This window comes from Erwinia psidii, assembly GCF_003846135.1.
GTDB classification, from domain to species: domain Bacteria; phylum Pseudomonadota; class Gammaproteobacteria; order Enterobacterales; family Enterobacteriaceae; genus Erwinia; species Erwinia psidii.
This window is the reverse complement of record NZ_RHHM01000003.1, coordinates 277,819-299,445: the sequence shown is the minus strand read 5'-3', so window position 1 is coordinate 299,445 and position 21,627 is coordinate 277,819. Positions and strand designations below refer to the sequence as shown.

Annotated in this window: 15 protein-coding genes and 2 pseudogenes; 7 read left to right on the top strand and 10 right to left on the bottom strand. The window is 49.2% G+C overall.

The annotated features are described in order from the left end of the window. Positions 1-70 precede the first annotated feature (70 nt). Positions 71-199 (top strand): annotated as a pseudogene (locus EB241_RS05910) (tail fiber assembly protein); the annotation flags it as partial. A 650-nt stretch (positions 200-849) separates the two neighbouring features. Here the strand turns inward: EB241_RS05910 and EB241_RS05905 are convergent. After that, positions 850-1,185 (bottom strand): hypothetical protein, encoded by a 336-nt coding sequence (locus EB241_RS05905; RefSeq protein ID WP_124232281.1) that lies wholly within the window; start codon positions 1,183-1,185, stop codon positions 850-852. Beyond that, positions 1,178-2,446, bottom strand: coding sequence for a glycosyltransferase (locus tag EB241_RS05900; protein WP_124232280.1), 1,269 nt, complete (start codon positions 2,444-2,446; stop codon positions 1,178-1,180). Before EB241_RS05900 ends, EB241_RS05905 begins: the two co-directional genes overlap by 8 nt. 303 nt (positions 2,447-2,749) lie before the next feature. Between EB241_RS05900 and EB241_RS20860 the strand changes: the two genes are divergently transcribed. Further along, positions 2,750-2,887 (top strand): hypothetical protein, encoded by a 138-nt coding sequence (locus EB241_RS20860; RefSeq protein ID WP_158612384.1) that lies wholly within the window; start codon positions 2,750-2,752, stop codon positions 2,885-2,887. Here the strand turns inward: EB241_RS20860 and EB241_RS05895 are convergent. The 3 genes from EB241_RS05895 to EB241_RS05885 form a co-directional block, all read right to left on the bottom strand. Next, entirely contained in the window at positions 2,868-4,154 is a 1,287-nt protein-coding gene (locus tag EB241_RS05895; RefSeq protein WP_124232279.1) for a rhamnan synthesis F family protein, read from the bottom strand. The two genes, EB241_RS20860 and EB241_RS05895, sit on opposite strands and share 20 nt — an antisense overlap. Before the next feature lie 1,255 nt (positions 4,155-5,409). After that, positions 5,410-6,804, bottom strand: a complete 1,395-nt coding sequence (locus EB241_RS05890) for a GGDEF domain-containing protein (protein WP_124232278.1) — start codon at positions 6,802-6,804, stop codon at positions 5,410-5,412. A 233-nt stretch (positions 6,805-7,037) separates the two neighbouring features. Continuing rightward, positions 7,038-7,361, bottom strand: a complete 324-nt coding sequence (locus EB241_RS05885; protein WP_124232277.1) for a DUF6388 family protein — start codon at positions 7,359-7,361, stop codon at positions 7,038-7,040. A gap of 139 nt (positions 7,362-7,500) precedes the next feature. Here EB241_RS05885 and yedD point away from each other — a divergent pair, with 139 nt between their 5' ends. Then, complete coding sequence (gene yedD, locus EB241_RS05880) at positions 7,501-7,983, top strand: lipoprotein YedD (protein ID WP_124232276.1); 483 nt, start codon at positions 7,501-7,503, stop codon at positions 7,981-7,983. A 44-nt stretch (positions 7,984-8,027) separates the two neighbouring features. Here the strand turns inward: yedD and amyA are convergent, their stop codons facing one another. The 4 genes from amyA to fliD all read right to left on the bottom strand — a co-directional run bounded on the left by amyA (position 8,028) and on the right by fliD (position 11,844). Further along, complete coding sequence (gene amyA, locus EB241_RS05875; RefSeq protein WP_124232275.1) at positions 8,028-9,509, bottom strand: alpha-amylase; 1,482 nt, start codon at positions 9,507-9,509, stop codon at positions 8,028-8,030. Positions 9,510-9,642: 133 nt separating this feature from the next. Further along, positions 9,643-10,011, bottom strand: coding sequence for a flagella biosynthesis regulatory protein FliT (gene fliT, locus EB241_RS05870; RefSeq protein ID WP_124232274.1), 369 nt, complete (start codon positions 10,009-10,011; stop codon positions 9,643-9,645). Continuing rightward, on the bottom strand, positions 10,012-10,419 hold the full coding sequence (gene fliS, locus EB241_RS05865; RefSeq protein WP_124232273.1) for a flagellar export chaperone FliS: 408 nt from the start codon (positions 10,417-10,419) through the stop codon (positions 10,012-10,014). 9 nt (positions 10,420-10,428) lie between these two features. Next, positions 10,429-11,844, bottom strand: coding sequence for a flagellar filament capping protein FliD (gene fliD / locus EB241_RS05860; RefSeq protein WP_124232272.1), 1,416 nt, complete (start codon positions 11,842-11,844; stop codon positions 10,429-10,431). A gap of 280 nt (positions 11,845-12,124) precedes the next feature. On the opposite strand from fliD, the gene EB241_RS05855 reads away from it, so the two are divergent. Next, positions 12,125-13,408, top strand: a complete 1,284-nt coding sequence (locus tag EB241_RS05855; RefSeq protein WP_124232271.1) for a FliC/FljB family flagellin — start codon at positions 12,125-12,127, stop codon at positions 13,406-13,408. A gap of 122 nt (positions 13,409-13,530) precedes the next feature. On the opposite strand, the gene EB241_RS21760 is transcribed toward EB241_RS05855, so the two are convergent. After that, entirely contained in the window at positions 13,531-13,665 is a 135-nt protein-coding gene (locus tag EB241_RS21760) for a hypothetical protein (RefSeq protein ID WP_267900666.1), read from the bottom strand. A 55-nt stretch (positions 13,666-13,720) separates the two neighbouring features. On the opposite strand from EB241_RS21760, the gene EB241_RS05850 reads away from it, so the two are divergent. From EB241_RS05850 to EB241_RS21325, 3 genes and pseudogenes are all read left to right on the top strand, one after another. Further along, on the top strand, positions 13,721-17,248 hold the full coding sequence (locus EB241_RS05850) for a glycosyltransferase (RefSeq protein ID WP_124232270.1): 3,528 nt from the start codon (positions 13,721-13,723) through the stop codon (positions 17,246-17,248). 1,597 nt (positions 17,249-18,845) lie between these two features. Continuing rightward, positions 18,846-21,278, top strand: a complete 2,433-nt coding sequence (locus tag EB241_RS21065; protein ID WP_199737312.1) for a hypothetical protein — start codon at positions 18,846-18,848, stop codon at positions 21,276-21,278. Positions 21,279-21,397: 119 nt separating this feature from the next. Further along, a pseudogene (locus tag EB241_RS21325) lies at positions 21,398-21,613 on the top strand (IS4 family transposase); the annotation flags it as partial. Between the last annotated feature and the right edge of the window lie 14 nt (positions 21,614-21,627).

Here is a 21,627-nt window from a genome sequence, read left to right as displayed (position 1 = left end):
CTCGCTTCTCAACAAAACAGCGTTAATGAATAGCGCCAGGGCTGAAATTGAGTGACGACAGGATGCGGTCGATCTCGATATTGCAACAGATGACGAAGCGGCTAAATTGACGGAATGGAAGAAATACCTCGTTCTGTTGAAGCGTGTTGACACCTCAATGACAGCTGACATCACATGGCCGGCAACGCCCGGCTCTTAATGGCAGGTACAAAAAACCGGCGCGTGGACGGATCAAACACGGCTTGTCTCTCCTTGTTATATAAACACGCTAAAAATATTTTATTGTGTTTCTATGCAAAATTCACTGACTACCTTTTAATCTGAACAGTCTGAATGCATATTCGATAATCTGTAATTATTCAACGATATCATTATATTAGCATTTATGGCATCTGGTAATTCAAGCAGACTGTAGGCGCGCTGTTGATCTGATGCGCCTGTTATTTGCGACATGAATCTGAAATTCCCGCGGCCTGAGCTCGCTATCCACGTTATGCGTTTTTTCCTGCGCCAGGGGGGGGCAACGTCATTCAGTTCGGCCATGATGATGTTTGGCCACGCCTCATCATTTTCCGTCATCCAGCAATCGTAAACCGGGTAAACCATCCGGTAACCACCGTGTTCCGGCTGTCAGGCGATACTATCGGGATCAGCTGCTACGAAAACAGCGCTGCTTATATGGAGTGATACGGTTCTCCGCCAGACCTGAGGCGGTGATGCCGCTCTTGCCCTATATGTGGCGATAAAACCGTGGTGGGTTTTATCAATGGTATTGACGTTTTGGCAGAGGGCAACGATGGCGCTTGCACCAGGACAATATCCTGCCGAACCGGGGTAATGACATCCGTTTCAGGAAGCACCGGCCGGCAATATTGTCTGTTTCTGCAACCTGAGTGTGGCCGCTGATATTGCTGCCAAATCGTTCAGACTTTCAACGCCATAAAACCAGATATCATCTTCTAAGCCATAAATTAAAACATTGTCAGGCCTCAACTCAAGGGCGCAGTCAATATAGTCCACTGCATCACCTTTATTTCCCCTGGCGATGATGAATAATGCTTCCTTTTGCATTCTGGCACGATGGTAAACATCGGAAAAAAAACACCGCAATATTTCGGGGGTTACCTCATCGGTTAATGACGGTGGGATGATTAAGCTGAACACGGGGTATTGATTATTATTCATAAGATAACTCCGCTCTGAAGGTCAGAAAAGCCTGTTTGCCTGCTTCAGCCAACAGGTGCCTGTTGTCAATAAGTTCTGAGATAAGATCGTGCCATTCATCCGCTGTCCTGCAAAGCCATCCATTCACCCCATGCACAATATATTGACTGAATTCACGAACGGGTGATGCTATCACCGGGACATGCGCTGCGGCAGCCTCAATGAATTTAATATTAGATTTCGAATTGTTGAAAACCGTCTCTTCAAGAGGCACTAACACAACATCATGTCGGGATATTATTTCCAGCATTTTTTCAAAACCAACCACTCCGCTTTCATTTACCGTTGCACCAACCGCCTTAAAGGCTCTGGCATAGTTTCCAATCGTACCAAGAAACGTAATTTCAATATTATTCCTGCGGGACTGGGCGAGGTTCATTAATACACCAGATATTACGCTAAAATCCATGACATGTGTTTTAGTTCCTGAAAGATACAGAAGCCTGAGAGGTGCTGTATTATCAGTGTTTTTATTCTGGTATTTTGCAGAAAATCTGACAGGAAGTTTATTTCTTAGCAATGAAACATTGCTGTGGGACTTGCTGTATATCTCAACAAGTTCGGGCGTTGAGCAGAGTATTTTGTCCGCAAGCAGAAGTAACGAGGAATCCCTGTCCAGTATTTTTTTTAAATCCAGTTCATCAAAGTCTCTTGATCTGACCGCACCCTGGAAACTGACATATTCCGGGAGCATCAAATCATCAATATCCAGCGTAACCTTCACCCCTAATCTGTTGCACAGCATCATAATATATATGGTAACAGGATCGTAATTGGGGCGAATTAAAATAATCGCGCCTGAAGAAAATATATTTACTATGGTTTCTTTTAGTGTGCGGTCAATATGGTTAAATATTACATTTTTCTTGTTCTCATAGGGAAATGTCCCCCGATATAGATTTGTCCCACTGGTCTTCGGAAAACCTGAATGAATCATCGTTGTACTGTAAGGGTTGTCAGGATATGTTTTCTTGTGGCGTAATTCAGGCACTGAAAACCCACGACCTTCTTTCAAACCATAATCGAAGAAATGTGTAACGGCACACATTCCTGACTCAGCCACATCAATGTTTTTCGCATAATATTTCTCTCTGTTAAGGATCATATTTTTGATATCAGAGGCAGGGATGTCTGGTCTTAGCTGGTGTAGTTTATCAACAAAGGGATCAGACGCTGAAGCAATGGTCTCTTCAGTGGTGTTCGTGCACAGTTTATCAGGCATAATTTGGCTCAATAACAAAGTTGAAAAAAACGAGAGTAACGTAACTATATCAACTTAAGACAGATTTAACATACAGAACATTAAATACATTCATAAGTGGCCCGATTGTTGGATTCGCCCACCTCTGTCTTACCCTGAGGCAGGGGTATTCACTGTCAGACAGCATTCTGAAGAGAGAAGGTGGCATCACAAACGGTGAGGTCTGGCAATGGCGTAGCAGCCTGCCGCTGTAACAGGGTTAAGTCCAAATAAGGTAAGGTGATGACGCTGATTAACGGCGGTGGCTAAAGCGGGTGACGGTCAATGGCGGGGAAGACGATAAGTGGTGTAATCGGCGATCGTTTTGATGCCGATCTCAATTGCAGTGGCGAATGGCTAAAAAGCAAAACGCATGATGATACCAGCGTTTTGCTGCTACCAGCTAAATATAACCGTGTTTGAATGCGAGTTTTTTAAAACCAAAATGGAAGTTCTTTCCGGCTGGTCTTGCAAAGATAATCTTTTTGAACTCTTCAGCTTCCTGCCCATCCGATATCAATTCACTAAGCCTGATGATGTCAAACATGCTGTAAGCGCATCTGTACAACAGATCAAGTTTTATAATAGGCAGTCCCATTTTCCTGAAAACCAGTCCATTAAGATGTATCTGCGAACCCTGGACAATTAACTCAATGCAAACGCTTTTTAACGCAGTAACCAAATCTTTGCTCGGCTCTGACCCCGGTACGGCTAAATGATCCAGCCATTCCAGAAAGCTGATGAAATGAGAACCGTTATCCATTTCGTCGTTATAGTAATCTTCATTAAGGTAATAATTTTTATGTTTAAGAATCAGGATCCCTTTCATATATTTTTTGAAATAGGAATCAATCACTATATTTTCGCAGAACCTGTCCTGAAGGCTTATCGATGAGCCAGAGAAAGCATCGCCATCTCTCATCAGACTGATTAATTTGATAATATCGCGAATGTTTGTTGTCTGCTTTTCAATACTATGAGCGTTGTAAAGTGAAACAAAATCATCGTCGCCACAGCTAAGCGATTTAAGCACTCTGGATAGACCTAATTCACCATTTTTTATTATTTTTGGTCGAACGTTGGTTTTCTTATAATTTGACCAGTAATCAATAAACTTTTTACTGTTTACAACTTTTTCTGAGACACTGATAAAAAAAGAGCCGAGATGCCTTTCGATATCATGGTTTTCAGTTGCACCCAGTACATTTTTTTCGGTTTTAACCATTTCTTCAATAAAAACATCCAGACCATCAGTACTGTAAAATACGCTGTCGTTGCAGATGATCAGACGTTTGCAGTGTTGATTTATTTTATTTTGATAAAAATAGTCGAAACATTCTTTATAGCTGCCAAAATCACGGCCAAGATTATCTCTTTCAATGTAGACATCAATAAGATGAGATACCCTTTCTGTTTCCGCTTTAGCCAGTGCAGAGGTATTGGCAGCAATAATCATTGCTCCCTTTTTCTTCAATGCAGTGAGAAATTTTTCAACGTCTTTACGTAACAAACCCTTCTCGTACAATGCCATAACAACAACCAGTTCTGCCGGCTGTCTGTTTTCATGTATGAGGTTGGACTTACGTTTAGTTCTGAAAGTTTCAGCAAGCGAACTGACAGTGAAGTGAGTATCCAGATAAAGTTTTACAGCCAGTTTTTTTGAAAGGGACTTAACTCTGGGCATGGCCATGGATCCTGTTTGAGCAATGGCGTTTTATAGCATTTTTTCAATGTCAGAGGCAAACGAAAACAGCACGTGGAGCCGATGTTGTGATGATATTACCTGAATGTGTATGTTAAGTTTTTTGATAACGTTATGTTAGTAATCTGGTCACGATAAATACATGGTACAAATTATCGGACAAGGTTGTCCCTGGCAGGCTGATGGCTTTGTTTAATAAAGGCCAGAAGAACTTTTGCTCAGTGCCAGATATTCAGATGGTACAGATGAGGATTTTCTCGATAGCGTAAAAAAAAGACAGCAGCATACTCTTCCCGGCATGGTTAACACGATTGCAAGATAAGTAGTCGCTTCGTGAAGTACACTGGTGTTATATCCGGTTAGCACCGTTAAGGTCGTAGGGGTAACAGAACCCGCCATCGGTTGATCAACAGGGTATCGGTAAGGTTGTCATACTGACAAAACGGCGTCTGGTTATCTGATGAACGTGCCGGTTGAGTTAACCGCTGGCTGAAAATGTCCTGTCCGCCGAGGATAGCGGGTTTGTTGTCTGTATGCCCACGTCTCTGTAGGTGAGGGCAGCGACAGAAACCGGTAGTTTCACTGTTAGCACAACAGAAAATGGCTGAAAAATATCTGCAGACCCGGCAAGGCTGATGAAAATATCTCTCCGTTTTGGAAATTCAAATAACACGCTGAATATAACTGTCTTGAATAAATCTGATTGATAACATTAATCAGTAACTAAATACATTTAATTAAAACTTACTCCGTTAAAGTAAACCAGCTTCACTCAGCGTAACAGCATATCAGAACAAGTAACGGCTTAAATTAGGGAAGGCTGACCTGACGACATTCGGCATTATATTATGCGGCGGGATCGTTTTCAGCCGTTGCAGTAATATAAAAACAGTACCGTTGCCGCAAAAAACCACACGCAGCCTGAGAAGGTCAATACGGTTATCCAGGCCAGTTGTCTGACGTTTTTACGGGGTGTTTTACTATATAATCTGATATTGCTTTCCTGTACAGATAATCTGTTAGTCATGGGATATTAAACCTCATTGAAAGAAAGTGGTCCGGCACTGCTTTATTTTCTGAAGTGAATATAACGAGGGAACGGTAAACAAATACTCAACCGCTTTTTGAATCAGGTTGCCATTCCGTTTTTCTTGATGCAGAGCAAATTAGCGGCAGTTGTTCGTCAGCAGGTATGGCCCGCCAACACAAGGCATGATGGCGGGGCGTATCAGATTAGCAGGGTTTAAAACACAAATTCAGGGCTGACACGGTTTCTGCCGCTGCTTTTGGCAATGTAAAGCTGTTCATCCGCCTCGTTGATCGAGGCATCCAGGCTGCCGTCATGCGTATTGTTCAGCATGCTGGTGCCAATACTGATGGTGACACTCAGATCTTCTCCGTTAAGGGCCAGTGAATGCTTCTCGATATTGAGTCGCAGGCGCTCTGCGATCAGATAAGCGCGTGGTCTTGAAATACCGTTCATCAGCACCAGGAACTCTTCACCGCCCATCCGGCTGATGATCGCACCAGGTTGCAGAGACTGACGGATACGCTCTACGGTTTTCGCCAGGACATAATCTCCGGCGGCATGGCCCCAGTTATCATTGATTTTTTTGAAGTGGTCGATATCAATAATGAATACGGCGCCACAGAACACGCCCTGTCTGTCACTGCGGGCCATTATCGCATCAAGCCGGGATGACAGCCCACTGCGGGTCAGCGCCCCGGTGAGGAAATCATAATCTGCACGCCGGGTGATCCGGGCTACCAGCTTTTTGTTTGCGGTGGTGCTCAGTGCCACAATCAGCGGACTGATGGCCATCGCCGCCATCCCAAGCCGGACAGGAGCAAGACTCTCAATACGGAAAATGCCATCCGTTTCCTGAATATTCAGCAGAGTACTGGCAACCAGCACGATTTCACTTATGCCTGTGATCATCGTCAGCAAACAGGTAAAGAAGATCGGATAGCTGATGGCACACCACATCAGCGCGGGCAACGGGAACAACAGGTTACTGCTTCCGCCAATTCGCATACCTGTCACCGTGCATATAACCAACAACACCAGCGGTAAGAGCGGCGAAGTTTTCAGATCGTGAAACAGCTGGGGCAGTTCATGGCGGCGTGGCAGGGTGATGACCAACGGTAGCAGCATAATAGCGGTTGAAAGCTGTTCGCAGAACCAGATAAGCCAAATCCTGGTGAGATCGCTGTGAAGGGGCACCTGGCTGATATTACTGCCGATGCCAGCGCAGACCGCTGCCGCAATCAACGATGCAGGAAAAACCCTGATTAAGGCGCGCAGGCGACGCGGGTAAGGCTGGGTCAGATGTGTCGACAGCAACACCGCGTATGCCGTAACAATAAAAGCCATATTGGCGACATCGTATTGTATGGAAGACAGTAACGGGACGCCGTTAAGGATGTTTCCCACAACCAGCCCGGGATAAATCGCCGGTAAAATAAGCCGATAGTCCAGCTGTGGAAAACGGATCAATAATCCGGTGAGTACAGCGTTAGCAGGCCAGAAAAGACTGGTACAGTTATCAGAGTAACAGAGGTGTCCCAGGATGGTTAAGGCGAATGACAGGAAAAAAAACAATATTACCTGAACGAACTTATATCTATGTTGTTGCATTTAGCTGCTCAGAGTTCTTTCAGGGCAAATAAAGGGGGTGGTTAGTTAACTCTGAACGGCGCAAGGCAGCCAGATTAACGGCTCAGTACAGGGATACAAATTAATAATTTCTTAACATACGTGACCAAATGACATAAAGCAATGCTCTGTGATGTTATCTGTCGCTGATGTGATGGCAGGTACGTCACCGCCTGTTTTCAGCGGTGACCGGGGCAAATCAGAAGCAGGGTGGTCTAGAGTTCGTTTTTGATGCAGAACGCTTCCCAGCTCATTCCCAGGGCGGCAGCGTGTTGGTGTAAATAAGTCTCAATGGCCTGTGCCGCTACCGCTTTATCAGGTTCCGCCAGCTGAATGGCGAACAGCATGCCATCCAGCTTTTTCTCACGGGTAAATGCGCAGTAGGCGCGATCGGTCTGCATTGCCTGCAACTGTGGCAGACTCATACCTGATGTTGCTGCATCCTCCTCGCTCAGGTCGGCGATGGCGGCTTTTATTTCAGGATGCGCCTCAAGGAAAAGACGTTTCGCGATGGCGTAATAGGCTTCGATAGTTTTCATAACGGGTCCTGCACAGAAAGATACCCGTCAGTTTACCCCCAGCCAGGCCAAAGTGAAAAGCGGCCGTACCACCATCTTGCTTGCGGTGGCTCTGAAGACATTATAAGTTAGCGCCTGGTCGACGAGTCAGGAACGGAAAATGAAAAAGTGGATGTTAGCTGCCGCCGTTGCGGTGGCTCTGTCTGGCTGTGCCCGGATACCCAATTACCAGAGCGCTGTGAAAACGCCGCCGCCCGCCAGTCTGGAGGGAAACTGGCAGACGGTCGGGCCACAGAAAGGCCTGGTGAGTAAGGAGGCGGTGGCCAGCCTGATAATCAATGCCAGCGGAGACACGCTGGATTGCCGTCAGTGGCAGCGGGTGATCGCCAAGCCAGGTAAAATCACGCAGTTCAGCGGTGATTGGGTCAATGTGAATAATGAGTCGCGGGTAATGACGCTGGAGTCGGAAGGCGCAACGCTGTATTACGACAAACTGGTGATGCAAAAGGTTAACCAGCCCACTGCGGAATGCCAGGACGCGCTGAAGCATCTGGGCGACAGGCCGGTGGCGTCACCTGCCAACGCGGCGTCCACCGGGGGCAAATCACACCATAAATCAACGCTGAAAAACAGTAAGTTTTGATACCGGCGTAAAGCCGTGCAGCAAAGATCTGCACGGCTTTTGCGTTACGCCTCTGTCACCCACACGCTGACGCTGCCGGCATTACAGTGAAAGATGGCGTTGCCTTCCTCATCCGCGCACACGGTTTCTTCACGGTGTCCGAGATAATCACGCCAGCGTTTACCGGCAAATTCCTCTCCCAGCGGCAGGCTTTTTTCACCCTCATCACCATTGGACATAATCACCACACAGCCGGGATATTCCTCCGTGCCGCGGCGGGCGAAGGCCACGCAGTTGGCATGATCGAACCATTCCGTCTGCACGCCGTGCGCGTACAGCTGACGGGCGCGGATCAATGCCTCCAGCTCCGGGATAACTGGCATTTCAATCTGATAATTTTCACCGTCGTTACCTTTATCTTCATAGCTGGCACCAAACAGATCGGGATAAAACACGGCCGGTACACCCTGTTCACGTAACAGGATCAGCGCGTAGGCCAGCGGTTTGAACCAGGGGTCTACCGGTGCTTCCAGCGACTGTAGTGGCTGAGTGTCATGGTTGGCGACGAGCGTCACCGCATGCCAGGGATCGGCCCCGACCAGGGTATCGTTGAAAATTGTGCTGAGGTCATAATCTGCTCCCTCGCGTGAGGCGTTGTGGAATTTCATCTGCAACGGTGCGTCGAACAGCATGGTCTTACCGTCCACCTGGTCAATATACTGTTGCAACTTATCGACCTCATGGGACCAGTATTCCGCCACAATAAACAGCGGCTGCTCTGCCACCTGCTGAATATGATCGATCCACTCTTTATAGAACCAGGCGGGAATGTGCTTAACCGCGTCAAGGCGGAAACCGGTGCAGGGCATCTGTTCCAGCATCCAGCGCGCCCAGTACTTCAGCTCTTCGGTCACCGCATGATTACGGAAATCAATATTGGCTCCCATCAGATAGTCGAAGTTGCCCAGTTCATCATCTACCTGATCGTTCCAGCCTTCGCCGGTGTAGTCGTTGACGATTTTAAATACGCCGTTTTCATCAGGATTTTCTATATGGTCAACGCCGCTGAAGCATTTAAAATCCCAGACAAACTTTGAGTACGCACCGGCGCGCACCGGAAAGGTAAAGCGGGTCCAGGCTTCTGCGTCGATCACCTCGGGAGCAATTTCTTCGCGATCATCTGGATTGACGCGATTCACCTGCACATTTTCTTTTTCGTCAGCGCCCATTTTATGATTGAGCACCACATCCATGATGACGCCAACGCCAGCAGCGCGCAGCGCGTTGACCGCAGCAAGCAGCTGCTCTTTATCGCCATATTTGGTGGCACGCGAGCCTTTCTGCTCGAATTCGCCAAGGTCAAAGAGATCATAGGTGTCATAGCCAACCGAATAGCCACCTGATTCACCTTTGTATGCGGGCGGAAGCCAGACATCGGTGATACCGGTTTCGGCCAGCCATGTTGCACGTTCCGCGGCTTCAGGCCAGAGTTTGCAGCCATCGGGGTAATACCAGTGGAAGAATTGCAACAGCGTGGGGTTTTGCATTGGCGTACTCCGGTTATCAACAGGGATGACTGAAGTATGATGCAGGCGGTAAAAAAAGCGCGGACCGGCGCGGATATTTTATCTTGTGCTGGCCCGTCGGACGTAATGGGTAAGATTCATACCACGGTATCTGTCAGATGCCGCCCGGTTCTTGTGGAAACAGTACCACTCCCTGCACCCGGGTATAGGCTTTATTAACGGATTTCTGCCGACTTGCCTGACCAATCAGTGATGAGAGTTCGGTCATCCGTGCTTGCAGCAGGTTTTTCACTTCAGCTTCATTATCCAGAATATGCTGCAGAACAGGACGTAACTGATCCTGAACGTGTATCGGAACGGGGGTTTGCCTGGTGCATTCCGCCAGTTTTTCCACCGCACTGACATAGACGACTTCCATTTCGATCAATTCTTCCCAGCTACCTTCGCTGGCAAGACGCAGCATCGTCTGACTAAGTACTAACAGCTGTTGGTAAATCGTGAGCATGTGCGGCGCAATATTCATTTAAACGGCATCCTGAAGAGCTGTGGTTCCTGAAACTTCTTTCCAGGCGTCGGCAATGTTGCGTAGCAACGTTTCGACTTCCTGAATCGCTTCGCTGTCATTGTGCAGATTTGCCTGCAACAGACGTTGCACCATGTAGCGATACAAGGCGGCCAGATTATCAGCAAGCGTGTCGCCGCTGTTTTCATCCAGACCTTTTTTAAGACCATTTTCAATAATATTGATGGCTTTGGAGAGCGACTCTCCTTTGCCTGCGATATTGCCATCGAGCAAAAATAACCGGGCACGTACGAGGGCGCTGAGCGCCCCGTCAAACAGTAAAGTGACCAGTTGGTCAGGGCTGGCGCTCATCACCGCGCTTTCCACCCCAATTTTTGCATAGGCTTTGGTGCCGCGTGCGCTATACATGTTGTCTCCTTATGAGGATGAACTACTTGAAGTACTGCTTGACGTATCGAACTGCGTAGTCAGATAGCTACTGGTGCTGTTGAGTTTACTCATCAGGACGTCCAGCGCGGTAAACTGGGTTTTGTAGCGTGCAACCATCGCGTCAATACGGGTACTCTGAGTGTTGTACTGATCTGTCAGATTGTTCAGCGTTTTACTGACACCATCCGTCGCGGCCTGCAAAATGCCGGTGCTTGATAACCAGCCGGTCAGGCTGCTGGCGATAGTGGTTGAAATACCGGTGGTTTTGCCATCGCCGATAATCATCGCTTTCACCCCGTCAGCGTTAGAACTCAGTGCGCTGTCGAGCGTGGTGGAGTCCACCGACAGTTCACCTGTAGAGGGGTTGCTGGTGATACCAATCTGTGACAGCGATTTGTAGGTTGAGGTACTGGCGGCGTTGGTTAACAGGCTTTTCAGCTGTGACTGGATGGTGCGCAGCGTGCTGTCACCCACCAGCGCACCGTTGCTGGTGTCCTGTGCATCAGAACCCACATCTACCGCAGTATATTTGGTCAGATTGGAAAACTGATCCTGTAGATCGTTATAGGCATTCACCCAGTTAGTAATGGCAGATGAGGCCCCAGAGGTATCTTTAGTAATCGTCAGGCTCTGGTTGCCTGAGGTGACATCGCTCAGATTCAGCGTGATGCCTTCCAACGCATCACTGATGGTATTACTGCTGTTTTCGATGGCGACGTTGTTCACCGTCAGTTTGGCATTTTGCGCCGTGACGCTTTCGGTCATATTGCTGCTTGACGTGCCGTCATAGGCCAGAAAACTTTGCAGGGTGCTGTCACCACTGACGGCGACGGTCATCGCATTATCTGAGCCGGTGTCGTCAGAGCTCAGCGACAGGCGGTAGCTGCCGTCACCGGTTTTAATGATGCTGGCGGTCACACCGGCGTCGGCTTTGTTGATGGCATCACGAATGCCGGTCAGCGAAGAGTTAGCCGCAGTAACAGAAATATTCACCGCCGCTGAACCATCTGCTTTCTGCAAGGTGATAGTGCTGTCAGAGCTGGCAATGGCGGTGGAGTTGGTGGTCTGTACGCCGGAAGTCAGCGTCTGGGCCGTGGCCAGCTGTGACACGCTGATACTGTATTTACCGGCAACGGCACCGCTTGTTGTTGTGGCGCTGACGGCGCTGGTGGTGCTGGTTGCTTTTGTTGAGGAAAATAAATCAGCATTATTCAGCGTGGTATTCGCTGTCTGAAAGGTGGTCAGCGCACTTTTTAATGTGCCATAGGCGCTCAACTTGGCAGTATAAGAAGTCTGCTGCGTTGAAATGGGCGTCAGGGTGGCTTTTTCAGCCGTTTCCAGGTTGTCCAGAATAGTGCTTAAGTCAAGGCCCGAGCCGATTCCCAGGGTTGATATAGTCGTCATAATGTTTCCTTCTGTAGTCAACACGGAGAGTGAACTACGTGGTTATCGGCCAGACACAGCGAAAGTTTATGATTATTTGCAGCGGGGCAATGGGAAGAATAGCGCTACCTGATCGGCGTATTTCGACGGCTAAGGTATGAAGTAAAAAAATTCAGATGGTGCTAAAAAAATTCTAAAGGTTCGGAAGGGGCAGACGATAACAACATTGACGGCGATGAAGCCGGGGGGCAAACAAGCCCGACCAACTTAAACCCGATTCGATTTAACAGGAAACTTTATCATGGCACAAGTTATTAACACCAACAGCCTCTCGCTGATCACCCAGAACAACATCAATAAAAACCAGTCTGCTCTGTCTACTTCTATTGAGCGCCTGTCATCTGGTCTGCGTATCAACAGCGCAAAAGATGATGCGGCAGGCCAGGCAATTGCTAACCGCTTTACTTCTAACATCAACGGCTTGACTCAGGCATCCCGTAACGCCAACGACGGTATCTCTGCCGCGCAGACTACTGAAGGCGCACTGTCTGAAATCAACAACAACTTACAGCGTGTTCGTGAACTGACCGTACAGGCACAGAACGGCACCAACTCTGATTCCGACCTGACCTCAATCCAGGACGAAATCAAATCCCGTCTGGACGAGATTGACCGTGTATCTGGTCAGACTCAGTTCAACGGCGTGAACGTACTGGCTAAAGACGGTACCATGAAAATCCAGGTGGGTTCTAATGATGGTGAAACCATCTCTATCGACCTGCAAAAAATCGACTCTTCGACGCTGGGCCTGAAAGGCTTCTCCGTTGACAAAAATGCCCTGAGCCTGGGCGACTCCATTACTCAGGTAGGTGACGCTTCTTCCGGCACCATGTCTACCGTTGACCTGAGCGATGTGGCATCAGATCTGGGTGTTGCAGCTTCTGGTCTGTCTCTGCACAACGTGCTGGACAGCAGCGGCAACGCGACCAGCACCTACGTGGTATCTTCCGGCACCGACAACTACTCTGTGTCTGTAGGTTCAAGCGGCAAGGTAGAACTGAACACCACTGAAGTTGACTACAGCGACAGCACCAACGGCGTCTCCTCCGGTGTGATGACCGGTCAGGCCATCAAAGTGGGTGCGGATGCCAGCGGTAACGCAGTCGGCTTCGTCACCGTACAGGGCAAAGAATACTCTGTAGCGTCAAGCGGCATTGCCAACGGCGGTGACACTGCGACTTCAGGCACCAGCGATATCGACGATATCTCTGATACAGGTAACACCAATCTGTACACCGGTACGTCAACATCTGACCCGCTGGCCCTGTTGGACAAAGCGATTGCACAGGTTGACAAGTTCCGTTCAAGTCTGGGTGCGGTACAAAACCGGTTGGATTCTGCTATCACCAACCTGAGCAACACCACCACTAACCTGTCTGAGGCGCAGTCCCGAATCCAGGATGCGGACTACGCGACGGAAGTGTCGAATATGTCTAAAGCACAGATTATTCAGCAGGCGGGTAACTCCGTGTTGGCGAAAGCTAACCAGGTTCCACAGCAGGTTCTGTCTCTGCTGCAAGGCTAATAACCTTAGGCAACTACCCGCCCGGCCACGCATGGCAATGGGCGGGTAATAATAAAACGGGCATGGATATGATCGGCTGAACCTGTTCAGTATGATGATATCCGGCCCTTTTTTCATTGATATCAAGGCTGTTCTTCCATTCCGCTTTGCCAGATCACTCCCCTTACCTTATTACCTGAATAGCGGGAATACGCCGCTTTTACCCCCTTCTTCAGGCGATTGAATGCGGCTTTAATCGCTAACATAAAAACCATCATTCACTCCCGGCACCTTCATTTAACCGGGATGGCAGATCCCCGGAGCAGACCAGTCATGTCAAGGACACCCCTAGTCAGCATTATTATTATCGCGCGCATTCCTACTTATTTTGAACAGGCGTTAAAAAGCAGTCTGGCTCAGGATTATGCGAATTGTGAAATTCTGATCGCCGACAGCAGTAGTGAAAACTTTATCGGGCAAATAGCCGGGCCTTATCTTAATCAGTCGGGTCATCCTGTGCGCCTTTTTAAGCATCCGAAAGAGCAAGAGGGCGTATTTGAAAATGCGGTACGGGAAGCGCAGGGGGACTACGTTAAGTTCCTTGCAGACGCGGACTGGCTGGAGCCAGAAACAATAAGTCAGTCGCTTGCCGTTATGCATAACAACGACCAGGTGTCGGTGGCGGCAACCCGCCGTGTTCGCGCAAACTGCCTGAACGTTCGCCAGCCGGATATCCTGTCCAACGCGTCACTGGTCAATGGTGACGCGCTGATCAACGGTGAAGATCTGTTACGTTTTCAGTGCTCGCTCAGATTTAACGTCATTGGTGAGATGAGCGTCGCGTTGTTTCGCCGGGCTGATTTACTGTCCCTTATTGAGCAGTATGGTTCGCTGTTCGCTATCAATGATGAAAATATGCTGGAAGTGGAAGCGCTGGTGCTTTATGCCAGATTGCTGCCCGGCAAATTGTTGGGCTGGGTAAACAGGCCGCTGTGTACCATCCGTATCTCCAGCGTTTACCAGCAACCGGGACAACGTGATAACGAAGAAAAAGTGGTGGCAAACCGTGACAAGGTTTTCCACTTCATTCGTCAGCAGAGCTGGTTCAGTCAGTTTCAGAAACCACACAATATGGTGCGGGTCGCGGCAATACACAGCCCGGATGCCGCCGGATACCAGAACTTCAGCCAGCAGCACTACAACAATTTTATTCAGTCGGAGCTTAACGGCTGGCTGGCCCAGCGTCAGCTGCGGCCCTTTGAGCAGGATTATCTCGCCGGGCTGGCGGCGGAAAGCGGCGGTCCGGTGAGCGTTGGGGTGGTGATCACCGTCAGCGACGATACCCGCCACAAAGTGAATACAACGCTTGAGAGTCTGAACGGGATCGATAGCGGTCTTCTGACCTTGACCCCGTTGATTGTCGGCAGTGTCGACAGAGTGCCAGCCGGCGTGAGCTGTTATCCGGCCACGGCGGAAAATCGCCTGGAGGTAATAAACCTCGCGCTTACCGGACGCGATGAGGCGTGGTTTATTTTTGTTGATGCAGGCAGCACTTTCCTGCCGTCGGGACTGATCTCCCTTGCCACCGCGCTGCCTGACGCAGGCGGGACGCTGGCCCTGTATGCCGATGAATTTTTTGCCATAGACGGCGATCCTGGTGGCGTTGCTTTCCGGCCCGATTTTAACCTCGATCTGTTTCTCAGTTCGCCAAAAACAATGGCTGAGCACTGGCTGTTCCGTCGCGAGCTGCTGACCGCTGCGGAAGGATTTGATCTGGCCTGTCCAAACGCCTGTGAATTCGACCTGATCGCCAAACTGATCGAGAGCCAGGGCTTCGGGGTTATCGGCCACCTTGCAGAACCCTTGCTGATGACCACGCTGAAAAAGCGGGTGGTTGCCGAGGACGCGGCGATCCTGCAACGTCATCTTACCAACCGGGGCTATCCGCAAGGTGAAGTGGCAATGGACAATTTCGGTAATTATCGCCTGCGTTACCAACACGATCACCAACCACTGGTTTCATTAATTATCCTCGCAAACTGGCATCTGCCTTCGCTGATCGCGTCGGTTACCACGCTGCTGGAGAAAACCCGCTATCTCAATTATGAAATGATCATCGTGGCGGACAATCAGCAAAGCCCAGAGCGGGAAAGCTGGCTGGCGAGCATTGCCAATGTGGACCCGCAAAGGATCAAGGTTCTGCACTATCCCAACAGCTGGCACCATGCGGGAATGAGCAATCTCGCCGCCACCGTGGCGCGGGGGGAATATCTCGCTCTGTTGCATTGTGAGCTGGCGGTGATGGATGGTGAGTGGCTGGACAATCTCCTCAACCACGCACAGCGCCCGGAAGTGGGTATTGTCGGCGGCAAGCAGCTTAACTCTCAGTACCGTATTCGCCATGCGGGGTATTTGCTTGGGGTGAATGGTGCCGTGGGGGATGCGTTTCGCGGTATGGCTGACGATCAGCCCAGCTATTTGGGCCGGTTGCAAATCGATCAGAACTACAGCGCGGTATCCGGCGATTTTATGCTGGTCCGTCGTCAGCTTTATGATGCCCTTGGCGGATTTGACACCAGTACCCAGATGTATGATGACGTTGATTTCTGCCTGCGCGCCCGCGAACAGGGCTACCTCACGGTATGGACGCCGTATGCCCGCATTCTTCGCCCGGCGGCACGGCAGCAACCATTTCAGGGGGAGAACAGCCAGACGGTTAAAATACTCAAACAGGATGAGGATTGCTGGCTCTACCGCCGCTGGTTGCCGGCGATCGCTAACGATCCGGCGTTCAATGCCAATCTTTCGCTGAAAAGCCGTCAGTTTGATGTGAACAGTGACAGCGCCCTGTGCTGGTCCCCGGTGAAGCGTCCTGGATTACCAACCATTCTGGCCAATCATGCCGATACCGCCGGATGCGGGCATTACCGCATTATCCAGCCATTTCGTGCGATGGAGCAGGAGGGGATGACTAACGGTAAGCTCTACAGTCGCCTGCTCTCCATTGCGGAGATCGGCCAGCACAAACCGGACAGCATGATTATTCAGCGACGCTATTCGGACATTTTCCAGAACTGGATGGCACCGGTGGTGGCGGCAACGGATATCTTCAGGGTCTATGAACTGGATGACTACATCCTCAATGTGCCGTTAAAAAATCATCACCATAAAGATTTCAAGCAGGATATGTGGAAGAAAATGCGTAAAAGCCTTGGTTTCTTCGATCGCTTTGTGGTGTCGACCGAACCCCTGGCTGAAGCATTCAAAGGGATGCATAACGAAATTGTGGTGGTGAACAACCGCCTTCCGGTTCAGTGGTGGGGAAACCTGCAAAGTTTGCGCCGCCAGGGCAAAAAGCCCAGGGTAGGGTGGGCGGGGGGATCCAGTCACACTGGCGATCTGGAGATGATCGTTGATGTGATTAAAGAGTTCGCAAATGAGGTTGAATGGGTGTTTATGGGGATGTGCCCACACAAGCTGCGTCCCTACATTCATGAGCTTCATTATGGTGTTGATATTGAAATTTATCCGACCACGCTGGCGGCGCTGAATCTGGATCTGGCACTGGCGCCTGTGGAAGATAATATTTTCAACGCCTGTAAAAGTAATCTGCGTCTGATGGAATACGGTGCCTGTGGTGTGCCGGTGATTTGTAGCGATGTGGAATGCTATCGGGGCGATTTACCGGTCACCCGTGTACGTAACCGCTTCAAGGACTGGTGTGATGCGATTCGTAAACACCTCAACGATCTGGATGCCACCGCTGCAATGGGCGACGAGTTACAGACGCGCTTACGTCGGGACTGGATGCTGACCGGGGATAATGCCGCGCAATGGCTGAAGGCGTGGACGGTGGGCTGAGCCAACAGGTTAAGGAAAATGCGGCACCGTGCCGCATTTTACCTTTGTAAGCGGTTCATCTGTTGCCGTGATTGATGTCTGGCCCTTTTTTAAATCAACCGTAGCAACATGCACAGCAGCACAATAAGAGTCTGCTTATCAGACTGTTAATCGGTCTGCCCGCCCCCGACGGTGCTCAACATTCTCACCTGCTACGTTTACGTTGAGTTATCAGGTGCTGTCCGTGTCCTGATTGCCTGCAACAGTAATGCCTGCTGGAGAATCTCCAAAACACCCGACAGGAAAATAAATTTCCCAATTAAATTAAGTAGCAACAAAATCAGCAATTCACTCTTCGGGTTTAATTCCCGGATCTGAATAGTGACGTCTGAAACCACCCTATCAATTTTTTATCTGCCTTGTGGCAATTGTCAGGGCAACAGGCTACAAGCTACAAGGCAGCCTCGCTGCGAAAACAGCCCAATCTGTTGTTCTGAACCAAACGGACGCTTGCTTGTATCTTCTCCGGCAAAACCTGTTTTGCCACAGGCAGGCAGATGCCTGTTCGGTTATCTTTCAGCCGTGGAGTGGGGGAACCGTTTCGTAATAAGCCCCGTAAACCGTTGTAGCATGTTGCCTCCCTCGTTGCCTTATCCCTGTGATGTCCCCGTCCCACAAGGTAAACCGTATCCCACCACATAAACCATCTCTTCCGTAAGGGGAAATGACGGCAATAATGCGTAATATAACATGCAGATAAAGGCTGACTCTTTACCATAACGCCTCTTGCCGTGCGATACGTCAGGACGACAACATCGATGAATATTGCTTATGGGCGGGAAATAACAACAGGATAGTAATGTGACTGAATAATATTCACCTTAACAGAGGATAATGCCGGTAGCTCAAGTCGATTTAAACGGTCGGCCTTACGCCCACGGAATGTGATTTTCAGTTAGTAATAAAAGATGGCTCAGGTTCGGTGTTAAGATTACCTATGTGGTATTGGTTGCAGAAATAATTTGAGTTGGTTTGTTTCATGTCACTAAATGACAGGTACTATCTGTATTACTTGTTGAAGTGGATTTTTTGTTTTTCATGTAAAATAAGCAAGAAGAAAAATCAGATTTTTCCTTTCTCATATTTTATCGATTGCTGGATCTTTTGACTTGTATTTTGTTGCTTTTTTATCAGGTGCTTTTGCGCGGTGATGTCCGGTTAACAAATAAACTCTCGCCATCTCAATTATTAGTCTCATGATGTTGATTTTTGATATCGCTTTTTTATACGTGCATCTGCAATAATTCAGTGTCAATTGCTATTGATTCGGTTGATTTAATTTTAATTATCCCTCGGAAACTTTTATATTTATAAATGGATCGGGATTTCTGAAAAATCACTGTCAGGCAATATACCAGGCAGATAAGCAGGTTTTATTTAAATGCAAAAAAATTTTACGCAATAAATATAAGGTGTCAGGAACTGTCCTGTTGGCGCGAAGAGGTAGTGCGTGAGGATGGTGAGTCCTGTCGGGGTGAAAATGGCCAGTAAAGTAGCCTGATGCAACAGGCTTTGAGTCATGTGTTATTGAAAACCAGGTGTATCAGGAGAGATGCAAATGCAGGGTAAATATAATTCCGGGTCGAAGAAAATAACTGAGAACACCGTTATGTTATCTCCGTCTAAATTCAGTAAGATGTTGCTTTCTGTCTTTCTGACGCTTGCCCTCGCGCCTGCGTCGGATTATGCAAAAGCAAATAAAGATGTGATAACAGACAGTCTGGCCCAGCAAAATGATACCGTTAAGGGTAACGATAATAATGAAGCGGTAATACTTACGGGCAGCAGCAACCAACATCAATACGCAACGATAAAAGATCTGTCGGCAGGCAATCATCTTTGTATGACGCTGAATGCAGACAACCGAAATATCTCTTTTTCGGCTTGCCAAAATGTGCCGCGCCAGCACTGGAAAGTTTCACCGCAGATGGTTGGTTTTTTCAAAATCACCAGTCAGGCGCTCAAAGGGCAAAGTCAGGAACAGTGTCTTGGAACCACTTCCAACATACCAACGATGATGAACTGTACCGGCAGCGGTTTGCAATCACACCGTGCATGGCAAATTACCCCTCGTCACAGCGATGCCCATAACGGGATATTTTATACCCTCAGAAATAAATTTCGGAATGACTCAGCCAGAAGAGAAATACTGGGACATACCGCAAACAGGTTAGCGATGGTGTCAGAGAGCCGCAGCAATGAATTTACCTGGCAATTAACTATGCCGGATACGTTGCATACTCGTCCCGTGGTCGGCGTAAGAAAAATTCTGATCCTGCATGCGCACTACAGCGATCGGGCTGCCAATCCGCTGGAGAGAATGAGAGCCGCAGTCTTAGGTACAGGCAATGATACCAGCTCACTGGCCAGTGCCGTGCGACTTTCATCTTACGGTAAACTGGAATTAAAAGGCGATGTGGTCAGTGACATCAACCTTGGTCCGCGCCCTGCAACCTGTTCCAATGACGTGGTTGGGCAGGCTAAAACGCTGGCACAGCAAAAAGGAATTGACGTCGATAGTTACAATTATTTCTTTATCGATATTCCTTCCACCTCGTGTGCCTGGACAGCACTGGCGCAAATACCCGGCAACTGGATTATCGCCAATAACAATGGTGAACGTCACTGGATGTGGCAGCATGAGTTTGGTCATAACCTGGGGGCACCACATGCCACATCGCTGGAGGGCTGTAGCCTGGACAGCCACGGCGTGGTACAAATCGACGAAAAATGCCGTAGGACTACGGTCGGGGATCCTTCCGATACCATGAATGGTGGTGGTCGCCGTTTGTATCCGGCGCCTTATGTGCTTTACGCAGGATGGTTAACCGCGGAGCAGTTTCCACTGGTCAATGGATCCGGTAGTTACACATTAACGCCCCTCTTTGACGCGACCAACAGCCATGGTGTTAAAGCGCTAAGGATTTTGCGTAGCAATGGCAGTTATCTGACGTTGGAATACCGTCAGGCCAGCGGTGGATTTGAAAACTGGTCGGCAGACAGTCCTTTTGTGCATGGCGTGATTGTCCGTATTGCCACTTTTGGCCAGAATGTTACCAACCAGTTGGTGGATACAACGCCGGGCAGCGCGAATGGCATGGCAGATGCACCACTGATGCCCGGTAAATCGGTGGATGACCTTCTGTCCGGTAAACGTATTACCCTGCTACGTGTTGATGCACAGGGCGCACACGTTCGTGTAGATGACATTAAAGATGCTCAGGATGAAGATGCCCTGGTCGTGCCGGTTGCCATCGTGCCGCAGGATTTCAGCATTATTGCTCGCCATAACTCCACAACTATCCGTAACCTGGATGGCAGAAAAAGCATTGGTACCGATCCCGTCTGGCGAAGCCTGGAGGGCAATGGCGCTTTTGGTTTACAGGAAGTGGCTTCTGGTCCGATCGTTCAGGAAATCAGGCAACCAGTAGCGCGAGCGGCATTTCCGACCGGCGCCACCGGCAAAGCCAGGTATCAGCTCACCGTGACGGGTTCGCATGGCGTGACGGACAGTAAAATCGTCACGGTAACCGTACTGCCAGCAGAAGCGCACATCAGTGGAAAAGGTAGCGTTGAGCACGGTGAAAAAGTGACTTTTCAGTCGCAGGCGAACTTTGATGCGGACAGTTGGCTGTGGACGTTAAAGCGTGACGAAGATATTGTGGCTGCCAGCAGTCAGCCCACGTTTAACCTGGATACCCAGCACGTTGCAACGGGTAACTATCAGGTTCACCTTGAGGCGTCAGCAAATAATAAGCAATATCTGGCGACTGCTGCCATCCCTCTGTTAGTGAGTGAAAAAGAACCGCCGCCTGCTTATCCTGCTTATGTTGAAGGAACTGCCTATAAAGCGGGTGACCGGGTTAGCGCCGCGGGTGGCGTTTATAGCTGCAGACCTCATCCGTTCACTGGCTGGTGCGCCGGGGCAGCATGGGCCTATGCACCAGGCACTGGGCTACACTGGGAGCAGGCCTGGAACAAGGTAAACTAAACTGTCAGTCATGTTTTCCTCGCTGCCCGGTGGCTAATGCCAGTGGTTTCTCGGTCGGTTGATCGATGCCAGGGTGGGTGTAATAAAGGGTTCATGTTCAAAACATGAACCCTTTTAAAATGGCACTTTCCCAGGCCTCCGGCATTATCAATCTGACTGCCCGGACCCGTTCAGAGCCTCGCCTGGCTGCTTTCTCCTGAACGCATCTGGCAGGTTTCACCATCAGCGATATGTGCACTTCGCAAGCGTAAACCCCCGCCTGAATCGATGATCTGGCTGGTTATCGGCCTGGTAATAACAGCAACCGCCTGTCTTATATCGTTAATCTGATGGAGACAGACCGGTCGTT

Excerpts from the sequence above, each read along its gene's own strand:
- EB241_RS20860 (WP_158612384.1), top strand. The coding sequence starts at position 2,750 with ATGGCGGGGAAGACGATAAGTGGTGTAATCGGCGATCGTTTTGATGCC.
- EB241_RS05900 (WP_124232280.1), bottom strand. The coding sequence starts at position 2,446 with ATGCCTGATAAACTGTGCACGAACACCACTGAAGAGACCATTGCTTCA.
- fliS (WP_124232273.1), bottom strand. The coding sequence starts at position 10,419 with ATGTATAGCGCACGCGGCACCAAAGCCTATGCAAAAATTGGGGTGGAA.
- EB241_RS05890 (WP_124232278.1), bottom strand. The coding sequence starts at position 6,804 with ATGCAACAACATAGATATAAGTTCGTTCAGGTAATATTGTTTTTTTTC.
- EB241_RS05855 (WP_124232271.1), top strand. The coding sequence starts at position 12,125 with ATGGCACAAGTTATTAACACCAACAGCCTCTCGCTGATCACCCAGAAC.
- EB241_RS05895 (WP_124232279.1), bottom strand. The coding sequence starts at position 4,154 with ATGGCCATGCCCAGAGTTAAGTCCCTTTCAAAAAAACTGGCTGTAAAA.
- EB241_RS05850 (WP_124232270.1), top strand. The coding sequence starts at position 13,721 with ATGTCAAGGACACCCCTAGTCAGCATTATTATTATCGCGCGCATTCCT.
- EB241_RS21760 (WP_267900666.1), bottom strand. The coding sequence starts at position 13,665 with ATGATGGTTTTTATGTTAGCGATTAAAGCCGCATTCAATCGCCTGAAG.
- EB241_RS05885 (WP_124232277.1), bottom strand. The coding sequence starts at position 7,361 with ATGAAAACTATCGAAGCCTATTACGCCATCGCGAAACGTCTTTTCCTT.
- EB241_RS05905 (WP_124232281.1), bottom strand. The coding sequence starts at position 1,185 with ATGAATAATAATCAATACCCCGTGTTCAGCTTAATCATCCCACCGTCA.
- amyA (WP_124232275.1), bottom strand. The coding sequence starts at position 9,509 with ATGCAAAACCCCACGCTGTTGCAATTCTTCCACTGGTATTACCCCGAT.
- fliD (WP_124232272.1), bottom strand. The coding sequence starts at position 11,844 with ATGACGACTATATCAACCCTGGGAATCGGCTCGGGCCTTGACTTAAGC.
- EB241_RS21065 (WP_199737312.1), top strand. The coding sequence starts at position 18,846 with ATGCAGGGTAAATATAATTCCGGGTCGAAGAAAATAACTGAGAACACC.
- fliT (WP_124232274.1), bottom strand. The coding sequence starts at position 10,011 with ATGAATATTGCGCCGCACATGCTCACGATTTACCAACAGCTGTTAGTA.
- yedD (WP_124232276.1), top strand. The coding sequence starts at position 7,501 with ATGAAAAAGTGGATGTTAGCTGCCGCCGTTGCGGTGGCTCTGTCTGGC.